Origin of the sequence: Vibrio sp. 10N.286.51.B11 (genome assembly GCF_041469245.1) — a bacterium.
GTDB classification, from domain to species: domain Bacteria; phylum Pseudomonadota; class Gammaproteobacteria; order Enterobacterales; family Vibrionaceae; genus Vibrio; species Vibrio crassostreae_C.
Genome location: NZ_JBFRKI010000040.1, coordinates 73,590 through 89,838, shown reverse-complemented (window position 1 = coordinate 89,838; position 16,249 = coordinate 73,590). Strand labels below are relative to the sequence as shown.

Sequence of the window (16,249 nt, the reverse complement as noted above, 5' to 3'; positions counted from 1 at the left end):
TTGCATTAAAAATACAAAAAACAAAAGTTCAGTAAAATCATCTGGTCTGAACAGATCATAGTGGCCTCTGGGAGCATTGTATCGGCCACTCACCTCGGGTAGCCTGCTCAACCATTAAACAAATTCACACGTTTTTATTGCGGATACCTGCTTTGCATAAAGCAGTACTTTGGACAGGATTTAAATGGACATTAACCTCACATTCGAATACCCCCTTCACGCATGAAACACGTTCTCAACGTCTGCAAGTCAATGAACTTCGCACCCCCTATTTCAGTCAGGTGGCCAACTTTCGGCAGCCTTACTCTTCAGCTGCGTTTGCCCAAATCTGTTTCAGATTTATTTTCGATTCAATTAAAAGCGCAGCCTCAAAACACGACATCGCCCTCAGTGATTTCAAGTGGAGACTCATAATGAGCCAACCCGAAAAAAATACACCGGAATCAGTCGACGACACTCGACTTAATAAACGTCTTAAAGACATGCCTATTGCTATCGTTGGTATGGCAAGCATGTTTGCGAACTCTCGCTACCTAAACAAATTCTGGGATTTGATCAGCGAAAAGATCGATGCAATTACCGAAGTGCCTGATACACACTGGCGCCCAGAAGATTACTACGATTCAGATCGTACTACGCCAGACAAATCTTACTGTAAGCGCGGTGGCTTCATCCCAGAAGTTGACTTCAACCCTATGGAATTCGGCCTTCCGCCAAATATCCTAGAACTGACTGATACGTCACAGCTGCTATCTCTGATCGTGGCAAAAGAAGTACTTGAAGATGCGAAACTTCCTGAAGGTTACGATCGCGATAAGATCGGTATTACACTCGGTGTAGGCGGTGGTCAGAAGATCGCTCAAAGCTTGAATGCTCGTCTTCAATACCCTGTTTTGAAAAAAGTCTTCAAGAGCAGTGGCATCAACGACGAAGACAGCGAAATGCTGATCAAAAAATTCCAAGACCAATACATCCACTGGGAAGAGAACTCATTCCCTGGTTCATTAGGTAACGTAATTTCAGGTCGTATTGCTAACCGCTTTGACCTTGGTGGCATCAACTGTGTAGTAGATGCTGCGTGTGCAGGTTCTCTAGCCGCAATGCGCATGGCACTGAGCGAGCTGGTTGAAGGCCGCAGTGAAATGATGATCACTGGTGGTGTGTGTACTGATAACTCACCAACCATGTACATGAGCTTCTCTAAAACCCCAGCATTCACTACAAACGAAACCATTCAACCTTTCGACATCGATTCAAAAGGCATGATGATTGGTGAAGGCATCGGCATGGTTGCTCTTAAGCGCCTTGAAGATGCTGAACGTGACGGCGACAGAATCTACTCAGTGATTAAAGGTGTCGGTTCTTCTTCGGATGGTAAGTTCAAGAGTATTTACGCGCCTCGCCCTGAAGGACAAGCAAAAGCACTCAAACGTGCTTATGATGATGCAGGTTTCGCACCGCACACGCTTGGCCTACTAGAAGCGCACGGCACAGGTACTGCAGCAGGCGATGTTGCTGAATTTGGTGGCTTAAACTCGGTATTCAGTGAGAACAATGAAGAGAAGCAACACATTGCGTTAGGCTCTGTGAAATCTCAAATTGGTCACACTAAATCAACCGCGGGTACTGCAGGTTTAATCAAAGCTGCCTTAGCACTGCACCACAAAGTACTGCCGCCAACGATTAACGTATCGGCTCCGAATCCTAAACTGGATATCGAAAACTCGCCGTTCTACCTAAACACACAAACGCGCCCTTGGATGAAACGTGTCGACGGCACACCACGCCGTGCAGGTATCAGCTCATTCGGTTTTGGTGGCACTAACTTCCACGTGGTATTGGAAGAGTACACACCAGAGCACACTCGCGGTGACAAATACCGTCAACGCCAAGTGCCGCAAACTCTGTTATTCAGCGCAGAATCTCGTCAAGCACTGATCAATGAACTTAAACAGGTTTCAACTCAAACTGCAGATGCAGCGTTCAAACTGGAAGCGCTTGCTGAGCAACACGCTCTACGCGAAGTTGACGCTAAGCATGCTCGTCTTGGTTTAGTTGTAACTGACCAAGCAGACCTTCAAGCGCAACTGACTCAAGCGATTCCTATGCTTGAGAGCCAAACCAAAGCACATTGGCAGATGCCAAACGGTACTAGCTACCGTGAGTCAGCACTGATTGCTGAAAACGGCACTAGTAAAGTAGCAGCGCTATTTGCAGGTCAAGGTTCGCAATATCTCAACATGGGTCGCGAGCTTGCTTGTCATTACCCAGAGATGCGCCAACAGCTTGCTCAAGCGGACCAAGTATTTGGTCAGCACAAGAAGACGGCTCTGTCCCAAATTCTATTCCCCATTCCAACCTTCACACCAGAAGCAACCAAAGCTCAAGAAGCGGTGTTAACCAACACGGCCAATGCGCAAAGTGCAATTGGTACTGTGTCTATGGGTCAGTTCGACATCATGACTCAAGCTGGCTTCAAAGCAGACATCGTTGCAGGCCACAGCTTTGGTGAACTAAGCGCACTATGTGCTTCGGGTGTTATCTCGCAAGACGATTACTACCAACTAGCTTTCGCTCGTGGCGATGCGATGGCGGCGACACCTGAACAAGGCGACAGCGGTACTATGTTTGCGGTCATTCTAGACGCAGACAAACTTCCAGCCGTTGAAAGCTGCATCAGCCAATTCGAAGGCGTGAGCATTGCCAACTACAACGCTCCGACTCAATTGGTTATTGCTGGTCCAACAGCAACCGTTCAGCAGGCAGCCCAAGCGCTAACTGAGCAAGGCTTCAAAGCAATTGCTCTGCCAGTATCTGGTGCTTTCCACACCCCGCTTGTTGCTCATGCTCAAAAGCCATTTGCAGCTGCAATTGATAAAGCTTCATTTAGCGCTCCAACGCTGCCGCTTTACTCAAACGCAACGGGCAAACTGCACAGCAAAGACGCTAAAGCGATTAAGAAAGCATTCAAACAACACATGCTGCAATCGGTTCGTTTCAGCGAGCAAATTGAAGCGATGTATGAAGCAGGCGCGCGCGTATTCGTTGAGTTCGGTCCGAAAAACATTCTTCAAAAGCTGGTTGAGAAAACACTGGCTGATAAAAACGAAGAACTTTACGCAATCAGCATCAACCCAAGCCCTAAAGGAGACAGTGACCAACAGCTTCGTTTAGCTGCGGTTCAACTGTGCGTGACAGGTGTTTCATTAGACAACATTGACCCTTACCAAGCTGACATTGCTGAACCTGCAAAGGCATCACCAATGAACATCAAGCTGAATGCAACCAACTACATCAGCCCTGCTACTCGTAAGAAAATGGATCAATCATTGGCTTCGGGCAACGTCACCGAAAAGACTGAGATTGTTGAAGTGAAAGTTGAAGTCGAGAAAATCGTGGAAAAAGAAGTGATTAAAACAGAAATCGTTGAAGTACCTGTGGCTGCTCCTCAAGCTTCAAATGTACAACAGTCAGTTGCAGCAGCGCCAAGTGCACAAGTAGCTCAGCAACCTCAAGTGGCGCAAGCTGCACCAGCGACTATTCAGCCAGCAGCTCAAGTAACGGTTGATGAATCTTCACTGCAATCGTTCTTCAATGCTCAACAACAAGCAGCAGAAGTACATCAGCAGTTCCTTGCAATTCCTCAGCAATACGGTGACACGTTCAACACCCTAATGTCTGAGCAAGCGAAAATGGCAACAGCAGGCGTAGCAATTCCTGAAAACCTACAACGTTCTATGGAGATGTTCCACCAGCACCAAGCAGAGACGCTAAAAGCTCACGCTCATTACCTAGAGATGCAAGCGCACAGCAACAACTCAGCACTTAATATGCTGACGCAAGGTTCAGTACAAACGGCACAACCAACCTTCGTTGCGTCAGTAAATGCTCAACCAGTGATTCAAGCGGCTCCAACAGCTATCGTTCAAGAACCTGTAGCTCAAGTACAAGCTGCTCCTGTACAAGCTGCGCCAGTTCAAGCTGCACCGCTTCAAAAGACAGCAGCTCAGCAAGCTCCAGTACAGAAAACCGCTCCTGCACCACAAGTAGCGGCTCAAGCGGCAGCGCCTGTTGCAGCTCAACCTGTGCCAGTTAAAGCGCAAGCGGCTCCTGTGGCGGCACCAGTAGCAGTACAATCAGCAGATGCTGAAAAAGTGATGCTGGAAGTGGTCGCTGAGAAAACGGGTTGCCCAACGGAGATGCTTGATCTAGAAATGGACATGGAAGCAGATCTTGGTATCGACTCAATCAAGCGCGTAGAGATCCTTGGTACCGTTCAAGACGAAATGCCAAACCTACCTGAGCTGAACCCTGAAGATTTAGCTGAGTGTCGTACTCTTGGTGAAATCGTTACTTACATGAACAGCAAGATGCCAGCATCAGCGCCTGTGGCAGCACAGCCAAGCGCAGCCGTTCCTGTTCAAGCCGCTAACGGTCTTGATGCGAAAGTCGTTCAACAAACCATGCTTGAAGTGGTTGCTGAGAAGACAGGTTACCCAACGGAAATGCTTGATCTAGAAATGGATATGGAAGCAGACCTTGGCATCGACTCAATCAAACGTGTTGAGATTCTTGGTACGGTTCAAGATGAACTGCCTACTCTTCCAGAGCTAAACCCTGAAGACTTAGCTGAGTGTCGTACTCTTGGCGAAATCGTTGCTTACATGAATACTAAAAGCATGAACAGCAAGCTTCCGGCTTCTGCTCCAGTCTCTTCACAAGCACCAGTAGTTGCTCCGGCAACAGCTAGCAATGGTCTAGATGCGGCTGTCGTTCAAAAAACCATGTTAGAAGTGGTAGCAGAGAAGACGGGCTACCCGACTGAAATGCTAGATCTAGAAATGGACATGGAAGCAGACCTTGGTATCGACTCAATCAAACGTGTTGAAATTCTAGGTACGGTTCAAGATGAACTGCCTACTCTTCCAGAGCTAAACCCTGAAGACTTAGCTGAATGTCGCACTCTAGGCGAAATCGTAGCCTACATGAACAGCAAGCTTCCAGCTTCTGCTCCAGTAGCAGCTCAAGCATCTGCGCCAGCAGTATCAAACGGTTTAAACGCAGAACAAGTTCAAAGCACAATGCTGAGCGTAGTGGCTGATAAAACGGGCTACCCAACAGAAATGCTCGACCTAGCAATGGACATGGAAGCAGACCTTGGCATCGACTCAATCAAACGTGTTGAGATCCTTGGTACGGTTCAAGACCAACTACCAACCTTGCCAGAGCTGATCCCTGAAGACCTAGCTGAGTGTCGTACTCTGGGCGAAATCGTTGACTACATGAATAGCAAGTTAGCTCCTAGTTCGGAAGCAGCGACAGTAGCTCCTGCTGCAGAAGTAGAGGCAATTGTAGAAAGCACGAGCAATGACCTAAACCCTGCTCACGTTCAATCAACCATGATGGAAGTGGTTGCCGACAAAACAGGTTACCCAGCAGAAATGCTCGACCTAGCGATGGATATGGAAGCTGACCTTGGCATCGACTCTATCAAACGCGTTGAAATTCTAGGTACAGTTCAAGACCAGCTACCAACGCTGCCAGAGCTAAACCCTGAAGACCTAGCTGAGTGTCGTACGCTTGGTGAAATCGTTACTTATATGCAAAGCAAGCTATCCACAGCTGCACCCGTAGCGACTCCAAAAGCTGAATCAGTAACGCCTATCGCAGAAACAGCGACAGCGGAACTTCCACCACACAATGAGGTGGCGCTAAAAAAGCTACCAGCGGCAGATAAACTCGTCGATTGTTTCTCAAAAGACGCTTGTGTCGTGATCACAGATGATGGTCACAACGCCGGTGTTCTAGCAGAAAAGTTGACCGCTAACGGCATTCAAGTTGCTGTAGTGCGTAGTGCTCTTTCTGCCGCGTCACCTTTAAACAGTGAAATCGCAAGCTACACACTCAACAGCGTCGATGATGCTGGTGTGACTGCAGTTATTAACGAAATCGAAGCAGACCTTAAAACGTCGAACAAAGTGATTGCTGGCTTCATTCACCTACAAGCTATCGTTGATGCTAAACAAAGCAACGAGCAAGCGGTTAACTTGAATGCAGACTCAAGAGCTTCACTGACGACAGCGTTCTTATTCGCCAAGCACCTAAATGGCCAACTGAATGCCGTTTCTGGTCGTAGCGTGTTCTTCACACTAAGCCGTATCGATGGTGGCTTTGGTTACCTAGATACTAAGCAATTAGCGAATGCAGAACTTAACCAAGCGGCTCTATCTGGTCTAACTAAGACACTGAGCCATGAATGGTCAAACGTATTCTGCCGTGCATTGGATGCTGACGCTTCTATTGATGCTCGTCACCTAGCTGAAGCTATCACAGGTGAACTGTTCGATATCGATACCAACACGGTTGAAATCGGCCTTAGCCATACGGAAAACGGTGAATCTGGTCGTGCAACACTGATTGCGACAACACCAGGCGCTGCACAAACTAAAAACACAGGCGCTCAACTCACCAAGAGCGACAAAGTTCTCGTAACTGGTGGCGCTAAAGGCGTGACGTTTGAATGTGCACTGACGCTTGCTAAGCAATGTAAATCTCATTTCGTTCTTGCAGGTCGTAGTAAGCATATTACTTCAGTTGAGCTACCTCAGTGGGCACAAGGTAAGCAAGAGAAAGAGCTAAAACCAGCGGCTATCGCTCACCTACAAGCAACAGGTGACAAACCAACGCCGAAGAAAGTAGATGCCTTGCTAAAACCTGTATTGAGCAGCCTTGAAATCAACGCAGCACTTGCCGCTTTCAATGAGATCGGCGCGAGCGCTGAATACCTAAGCCTAGATGTATCGAACCATGAGTCAGTAGCAAAAACACTGGCAAACTTCGAAGGCATCACAGGTCTTATCCACGGTGCAGGTGTACTGGCTGACAAGCATATTCAAGACAAAACGCTTGATGAACTGAACATGGTTTACGGCACCAAAGTGGGCGGACTAGAAGCGGTTCTTGGTGGTCTTGATAGCAGCAAGCTAAAACTGATTGCGATGTTCTCTTCGGCGGCGGGTTTCTACGGAAACACAGGCCAAAGCGATTACTCAATGTCCAACGAGATCCTGAACAAAGCGGCTCTACAGCTGTCTGCTCGTAACCCTCAAGCGAAAGTGATGAGCTTCAACTGGGGACCGTGGGACGGTGGCATGGTCAACGCAGCACTGAAACGTATGTTTACAGAGCGCGGTGTGTACGTAATTCCTCTTCAGGCGGGTGCAGAGCTATTTAGTTCTCAACTACTGAACGAAACTGGCATTCAACTGCTGGTTGGTACGAGCATGCAAGGTTCTGACAACAAGGAAGCTGCTGTAAAAAAGCTTAATGCGGAGTCTGTGCACCTTGCAGAGAGTCCGCTGAATACAAGCATTACTGTGACACGTCATCTTGATCCAAAGGCATTGCCTTTCATTCAAGATCACTGCATTGCCGGTAACCCAGTGTTACCGACAGTGTGTGCCATCCAATGGATGCGTGAAGTCGCAGAGCAACTGTTAGGGGTGAACGTTAGCGTTCACAACTACAAACTGCTGAAAGGTGTGATTTTTGATACTGATGAAGTGAAAGAGCTGAAACTGGTTCTTTCCTCTGATGCTAAATCAAAAGATCAGCTAAAAGCAGTAATCAGCTGCCAAGGACGACCACAGTATCAAGCTCAGTTGCAAGTTGCCTCTGTGCAAATGTCTGAAGATGTTCAACAAGCGTCGACAAAACGCTTTGAAGCCAGCACTTCAGCACCTGTAACAACGGCACAAGCTCTATACAGTGACGGCACTCTGTTTCATGGACCAAGATTGCAAGGTATTACCTCAGTTGAGCGCTTTGACGACTTAGGCTTATTGGCTCAGTGCCAGTTGCCTCAGATTGAAAACAGCGACTGCGGATCATTTATTCCTAAGCAAGGCTTTGGCGATAGCCAACCATTTGCTGAAGATTATCTGTTGCAAGCCATGTTGGTATGGGCTCGATTGAAATACGGCGCGGCAAGCCTACCGTCTGCAATCGGTGAGTTTGTGTGTTACGCACCGATGCACAATGGTGACCAAGGTTGGCTAGAACTGAGCGTGATAAAAAGCACGACTCGTTCACTGCAAGCTGATATCTCGCTTTACCACCAAGATGGTCGTTTAAGCGCAGTAATGAAAGGTGCCAAAGTCACCATCAGCAAGAGCTTAAATGACGCATTTTTGCCAAAATCTAGCTCAGCAGTGCCGAAGAAAGAAGCGACTAAGAACCCAGAAAAGGAGCAATTGTCATAGTGACTGTTCCTACTAATAAAGCGATGCCATTGCGCATCGCTCTTTTAGCTCAGCCAGCAAACGCGGCTGAGCTTTCTGCCGACTTATTTCCCTCGTTCCCAGAGATGATAACTGTTGTGGTTGATGGCAATTTTAATCAAGCACTTGCTCACGCCATCGAGACAGTCAATCAAGGTAATGTCGTTAAGCTCTGTTTGGATCATCACTCACCATCATTGTTGATGTTAAGTGCGCTGAATGCTGCTCAGAATAAGATTCACCCACACGCGAATTTGGCGAGCTTTGTAGATACAGCTACCGGAAATAGCATTCAGCTAGCTCTGGATATTGCACGCCGCCCCGCTTCAGATTTAAGTCATCAACAGCAACACTCTGACTTATCGGCTTCGCAGCAGTTTGATGAATTGTTGAATATAGTTAATGCGATATCGAGCCGTTCATTACCGAGCCATTCATTACCTAACCATTACTGGTTCACTGAGCCAAACAAAGCACGTGTTGCTGCGTTAACTTTCAGTGACGATAGCCCAAAAGCCACCAGCCTGATATTGACTCAAGCGACCGGTTTGCACGAGCCAAAGCCATTGCTATCCAGCGAGAGTTTGATGTTTGTGGTTTCTGGCTGCGAGCAAACTGAATTGGTTTCTCAGTTGGCCTCACTAAGAGCTGAGCTTAAATGCGTTAGTGATTCGGCAGACAGAGAACTTGCTATCGCCAGCTTGATGTATTCAAACCTAAGTCATTTCCAAAGCGCTCAACACAATGCTGACTGTGGTGCGAATATCGTGATTCAGGCGGCTTCAATCGATGCTGCACTGCAAGAGATCACAGCGCTAGAAAATGCGTTGCCAAAAATAATGGCTGACAATAGCCAATACAAGACTCCAGCAGGCAGTTGTTTCTCACCAAAGCCTCAAAGCAAAGGTGGCGTTGCATTTGTTTACCCTGGTGTTGGCACGGTTTATCCCGGTATGTTGCGCGATTTTCACCACCATTTCCCACAGTTATTTGCTCGTTTAGAACGTGAGGGTAACTTGAAAGAGATGCTGCAGGCAGAGAAAACCTACGCTGAAGATTCGCAAGAAATGTCGCTTAGTGAATTGGCAATTGCCGGTGTAGGCAGTAGTTACCTGTTAACACAACTGCTATGTGATGAATTCAAAGTGCAGCCAGATTTCGCTTTGGGTTACTCCAAGGGTGAGGCTTCCATGTGGGCCAGCTTAAATGTTTGGAAAAACCCACATGCGCTGATTGAGATGACTCAAACTAGCCCTATTTTCACCACGGCAATTTCTGGCGAACTCACTGCAGTGCGTCAAGATTGGCAGCTGAACGGCGACGAAAGCATCCAATGGAACAGCTTTGTGGTTCGCAGTGATGCGCAAGCGATTGAGGCTCTGTTACCAGAGTTTCCACGCGCTTATCTCGCTATCATCCAAGGTGACACTTGCGTACTGGCAGGTTGTGAAAGCACATGTCGTGCATTGCTCAAAAAACTGGGTAAACGTGGCATTGCCGCGAATCGTGTTACCGCAATGCACACCACACCAGCATTGAGCCAACATAGCCAAGTGCGTAAGTTTTACACGCAACCACTGTTCGACGAATTGCCAAAGCATATCCGCTTTATCAGCGCAGCAGGTCTAACGACGGGCGCACCAATCAATATCGACAGCGACAGCATCGCCCTTTCAATTGCCGATACTTTCTGTTCGACGCTGGATTTCACCGCGTTGATCCAGAGTGTGCGTCAGCAAGGTGCTCGTCTGTTTGTCGAAGTAGGTGCCGATCGTCAAACCAGCACATTGATCGACAAGATCAATCGTAGCGACAACGTAGCCGACCAGTACTGCACAATCGCTTCCAATGCCAAGGGTGGTGACGATATTGTCACGCTCATCAAGTGTATTGGCCAGCTCATTACTCATCAAATTCCACTGTCTGTCGAGCCACTTATTCAAGGGCTAGAACAACAGATCACCGCCGCTAAGCAATTACGTGGTGTGCCTCAAGGCAGCGCAGTGAATCATCAAGGAGAGCTAGTATGAGTTCTCAATCGAACCAGTATCAGGCTCAAACTAAGAATAAGCAGCAAGTGAAGTGCAATAAGATCGCGATTGTTGGTATTGCTAACCAGTATCCAGAAGCGGATACGCCAAAAGACTTTTGGCAAAACTTGCTAGATAAAAAAGATTCTCGCACCACATTAAGCGCTGAAAAGTTAGGTGCTAAACCTGAAAGCTATCAGGGCGTGCAAGGCGAATCAGACCGCTTTTACTGTGATAAAGGCGGCTACATCGAAAACTTCAATTTCGACAGCAATGGCTACCGCTTAACAGCTGAGTCATTCAACGGTGTTGACCAAAGTTTCCTATGGGCTTTGGACACCAGTCGTAAGGCTTTAGTCGACGCTGGCATTGATCTGAATGCCGATGTTTTAGAGCGCACAGGCGTGATCATGGGTGCCCTTTCGTTCCCAACCACACGCTCAAACGATCTGTTTCTGCCGATGTATCACTCGGTGGTCGAGAAAGCACTACAAGCTAAATTGGCTAATGACCAGTTTTCACTGCTGCCAACCAATGAAACCGTGCAAGACCTCAACCCGATCAACGGTGCGGCAGCACACAACGCCTCTAAGTTAGTGGCTGATGCATTGGGTTTAGGCAACGTCCAACTTAGCCTAGATGCCGCATGTGCAAGTTCCGTGTATTCATTGAAGTTAGCGTGTGATTACTTGAACACGGGCAAAGCCGACATGATGTTGGCGGGCGCAGTATCCGGTGCTGACCCATTCTTTATCAACATGGGTTTTTCCATCTTCCACGCTTACCCTGACCACAGTGTGTCGGTTCCGTTTGATAGCAACAGTAAAGGTCTATTTGCTGGCGAAGGTGCCGGTGTTTTAGTCCTAAAACGTTTGGCTGATGCAGAGCGTGATGGCGACAACATCTACGCAGTCGTCAGTGGAATCGGCTTGTCGAACGATGGCCGTGGTCAGTTCGTATTAAGCCCAAATAGCAAAGGACAAGTCCAAGCCTTTGAACGCGCTTACGAAGCTTCTAACCTAACACCAGACAGCATCGAAGTAATTGAGTGTCACGCAACCGGCACACCGTTAGGTGACAAGGTTGAGCTAACCTCAATGGAACGTTTCTTTGCTGACAAACTGAATGGTTCTAACCCGCCATTGATTGGCTCTGCGAAGTCCAACCTCGGTCACTTACTGACTGCGGCGGGTATGCCGGGGATCATGAAGATGATTTTTGCGATGAAAGAAGGTGTTCTTCCGCCAAGTATTAATTTGGACAAGCCGCTATCGTCGCCAGAAGGTTTATTTGGCTCACAGACGCTACCAACGCAAGTTCAACCTTGGCCAAGTAAAGCGGGCAACTCAGAGCGCTGTTCGGGTGTTTCTGTATTTGGTTTCGGTGGTTGTAACGCACACTTACTGCTTGAAGCGTACTCAGATAAGAGTCATGTAAACCAGACTCTAGAGTCGGCATCTCCAAGCCTACAGCCGTCTAATTTAAGCATTACTGGCCTAGCGTCTCACTTCGGTTCTCTGCAAAGCATCAACGCGCTGAGCACTGCGATTGAAACCAACAACGATGCTTTCATTGCTTTGCCTAAGAAGCGCTGGAAAGGTTTAGACCAACATCCAGAACTGCTGAATCAGTTTGGTTTACACGGCATTCCAAACGGGGCTTACATCGATCAATTCGACCTCGATTTCCTACGCTTCAAAGTACCGCCGAATGAAGATGACCGTTTGATCTCTCAGCAGTTGCTACTGATGAAAGTTGCAGACGAAGCGATCAAAGATGCCAAGCTTGTGGCAGGCCAAAAGGTTGCAGTACTGGTAGCGATGGAAACTGAGCTTGAGATGCACCAATTCCGTGGACGCGTAAACCTGCATAGCCAATTGGCTGACAGCTTTGCCAACATGGGTATTGAGCTAACACAAGACGAATACCAATCGCTAGAAACCATCGCGATGGACAGTGTGATGGACGCAGCCAAACTGAACCAATACACCAGTTTCATCGGCAATATCATGGCTTCGCGCATCTCTTCATTATGGGACTTTAATGGCCCTGCCTTTACGATTTCAGCCGCTGAACAGTCAGTTGCTCGTTGTGTCGATGTCGCGCAAAACCTGATGTCGCAAGAATCCATGGATGCAGTCGTGATTGCAGCCGTCGACCTAAGCGGCAGTGCGGAACATGTGATTCTGAAGAACAGCGTGAGCCCAGTGTCGCTTGATCCAAAATTCGGACAACCGCAAGACGGCAGTTGGAATGTGGGCGAAGGCGCAGGTGCAATTGTTCTTGTGGAAGAAGGTCGAGTAGCGAGCAACCAAGACACAGCTTACGGCAGCATTAACGCCTTGGCCTTTGGCTCAAGCGAGCGTAACAACGCCGTTGTTGATGAGTTACTGACTCAAGTCGGTATGAGCTCAAACGATGTTTCTCTGCTTGAGCTTAACCATGCACCTGAGTCTTTGTCACACGAGCTTGTATCTCTCAACTTAGAAGTTACCAAGACCACTCAAGCGAGCCAACGTGTTGGTCACTGCTCTGCAGCTTCTGGCATGGCAAGCCTGCTACACGGTCTCCTCAACCTGAACCTTGAGTCTCTGAATCCAAATATCAGCTCTAAGAGCGCGATTGTTGCCAACATCAGCGAAGGACAATGTTCACAGCTGCTACTAAGACAGTCGAGTGTTGAATCTCAGTCACTTTCCGTTCGTTTAAGCAATGAACTGGCGAGCGATGCTAAACGTCAATTGGTTAAGCAAGTGACTCTTGGTGGTCGCGATATCTATCAACATATTGCCCAAACCCCAGTGACTAACTTGGCAACGATTCAGCAGAAAGCTTCTGGCAAACAAGCAGCAAAAGTGGCGTCGATTCCAACGACAGCAAACATCAAAGCAGCCCTTGCGCAAAAAGAGTTAGAGAAGAAGGCATTAGCGCAGAACGCGGTAGAGCCAGTCATCGAAACTCCTACATCAGTATCCCCTACTCTGGCGCCAACTCGCCACAGTCAGCTAACAGGTAACCACAGCAATATGACTCATGTCCTATCCGCTAAAAATGGCGTATCAAATATCGACGCTAATACGGATGCAGCATCACAGCCGTCTGTAACACCACACAACCAAGCTTTTGCTCAAAATCAGCAAGCAGCTCAACAGGTACACAAAGCATTCCTGCACACTCGAGCCCAAGGCATGCAGATGGCTGATGCGCTATTAAAAGCACAGTTAAACGCAATTACGTCTGGTTTAGATAGCTCAGCCGAAACATCAACTCAGCCTGTGCAAGCTCAACCAGCTCAGGTTCAGTCAGCGCCAGTAAACGCACTTGCGACACCAGCACCAGTAAAACCTATCCGTAAACCATGTATCTGGGATTACGATGATCTGGTTGAATACGCTGAAGGCGACATCGCCAATGTATTTGGCCCTGACTACGCGATCATCGATAGCTACTCGCGCCGCGTTCGCCTACCAACCACAGACTACCTATTGGTATCTCGTGTAACCAAGCTCAACGCGACAGTGAACGAATACAAGCCAAGCACCATGACCACAGAGTACGACATCCCAGTTGATGCGCCGTATCTTGTTGATGGTCAAATCCCTTGGGCTGTAGCGGTAGAATCTGGTCAGTGTGACCTAATGCTGATCAGCTACTTAGGCATTGATTTCGAAAACAAAGGCAAGCGTGTTTATCGCCTGCTTGATTGTACACTGACCTTCCTTGGCGACTTGCCTCGTGGTGGCGATACGCTGCGTTACGACATCTCAATCAACAGCTTTGCTCGCAATGGCGACACGCTACTGTTCTTCTTCTCGTACGAATGTTTCGTTGGCGACAAGATGATCCTGAAAATGGATAACGGCTGTGCGGGCTTCTTCACTGATGAAGAGCTAGCCGATGGCAAGGGCGTGATTCACACTGAAGATGAAATCAAGGCTCGTAAACTTGCCACTAAGCAACGTTTCGACCCTATGTTGCACTGCCCTAAAACCCAGTTTAACCACCAAGAACTGCGCCACCTACTGACTGCAAACATTGCAGAGTGTTTTGGCCCGACTCACCAATCTGATCGCCACCAGCCTTCTTTGTGCTTCAGCGCAGAGAAGTTCATGATGATCGAAAAGGTTAGCCGTGTTGAACCGCAAGGTGGCACATGGGGACTTGGTCTGATTGAAGGTCACAAACAGCTAGAGCCTGAGCACTGGTACTTCCCTTGTCACTTCAAAGATGACTCAGTAATGGCTGGCTCTTTGATGGCAGAAGGTTGTGGTCAACTGCTGCAATTCTTCATGATGCACCTTGGCATGCACACGCTTGTTCAAAATGGTCGTTTCCAACCGCTTGAAAATGCCCCTCAACAAGTACGCTGTCGTGGTCAAGTTCTACCACAATCGGCAGAACTGACTTACCGCATGGAAGTGACCGAGATTGGTCTAAGCCCTCGCCCATACGCGAAAGCTAACATCGATATTTTACTGAATGGCAAAGTGATTGTTGATTTCCAAAACTTGGGTGTGATGATCAAAGAAGATGACGAATGTACTCGTTACCTGCCTTCTTTAGAAACAGCTGTCGCGACCCCTGTTATCGAAAACTTGGACCATAAAAGCTTGGGCCATACACCCGCCATTAATCAGCAGGCTTCAGCAAATGCGCCGTTGATGGCGCAAATTGAAGACCTAGAAACAGCGCCAAATAAAGGCGTGATTCCTCTTCAACATGTTGAAGCTCCGGTAACGCCTGATTACCCGAACCGCACACCCGATACGGTTCCATTCACGCCATACCACATGTTCGAATTCGCGACTGGCGACATCGAAAAATGTTTCGGCCCTGATTTCTCTATCTACCGTGGGATGATTCCACCACGTACTCCGTGTGGCGACTTGCAGTTAACCACTCGTGTCGTTGAGATCGACGGCAAGCGTGGCGACTTCAAGAAACCTTCATCGTGTATCGCTGAATACGAAGTGCCAGAAAATGCATGGTACTTTGATGAAAACAGCCACCATACCTTGATGCCTTACTCGGTGTTGATGGAGATTTCACTGCAGCCAAACGGCTTCATCTCTGGCTACATGGGCACCACACTAGGCTTCCCAGGTGAAGAACTGTTTTTCCGTAACCTAGACGGCAGCGGCAAAATGCTGCGTAACGTCGACTTGCGTGGCAAAACGATCACCAACGATTCTCGCCTGCTTTCAACCGTAATGATGGGTACAAACATCGTACAGAGCTTTAGCTTCGAACTGAGCACTGACGGCGTGCCATTCTACGAAGGTACAGCGGTATTTGGTTACTTCAAAGGCGCAGCACTGAAAGACCAACTGGGTTTGGACAACGGTAAGGTGACTCATCCTTGGCACGTTGATAACAACCGCACGCCGGATGTAAACATCAACCTGCTAGACAAAACGACGCGTTACTTCAATGCACCTGTCTCGTCTACTGGTGAAGTACAAGAGCACTACAAATTGGCCGGCGGTCGTTTGAACTTTATCGATACCGTGCAGATCACTAGCGATGGTGGTAAAGACGGTCTTGGTTACCTATACGCTGAGCGTACGATTGACCCAAGTGATTGGTTCTTCCAATTCCACTTCCATCAAGATCCTGTAATGCCAGGTTCTCTAGGTGTCGAAGCGATCATCGAGCTGATGCAAACCTATGCGCTAAACAAAGATCTTGGCGCTGACTTCCGCAATCCAAAGTTCGGTCAAATCCAATCTGAAGTGAAATGGAAATACCGTGGTCAGATTAACCCTCTGAACAAACAGATGTCTCTCGATGTACATATCACAGCGGTTAAAGACGAAGACGGCAAACGCACCATCGTTGGTGACGCAAACCTGAGCAAAGATGGTCTGCGTATTTACGAAGTGAAAGACATCGCCATTTGTATCGAAGAAGCATAAGCCTGACACGGAACTAGGAAAGAAA

At 48.0% G+C, this 16,249-nt stretch carries 3 protein-coding genes; all 3 read left to right on the top strand.

All coding sequences use genetic code 11. The annotated features are described in order from the left end of the window. Positions 1 to 413: 413 nt before the first annotated feature. From AB4154_RS19595 to AB4154_RS19585, 3 genes are read left to right on the top strand one after another with little or no spacing between them, the layout of a single operon-like run. On the top strand, positions 414 to 8,261 hold the full coding sequence (locus AB4154_RS19595) for a phosphopantetheine-binding protein (protein WP_372123893.1): 7,848 nt from the start codon (positions 414 to 416) through the stop codon (positions 8,259 to 8,261). Then, the gene (locus AB4154_RS19590; RefSeq protein ID WP_065583680.1) at positions 8,261 to 10,309 is read left to right on the top strand and encodes a PfaB family protein; all 2,049 of its coding nucleotides are present in this window, start codon (positions 8,261 to 8,263) and stop codon (positions 10,307 to 10,309) included. The genes AB4154_RS19595 and AB4154_RS19590 overlap by 1 nt, the downstream gene beginning before the upstream one ends. Then, positions 10,306 to 16,224: a beta-ketoacyl synthase N-terminal-like domain-containing protein gene (locus AB4154_RS19585; protein ID WP_372123891.1), complete on the top strand. Its 5,919-nt coding sequence runs from the start codon at positions 10,306 to 10,308 to the stop codon at positions 16,222 to 16,224. The genes AB4154_RS19590 and AB4154_RS19585 overlap by 4 nt, the downstream gene beginning before the upstream one ends. Positions 16,225 to 16,249: the final 25 nt, after the last annotated feature.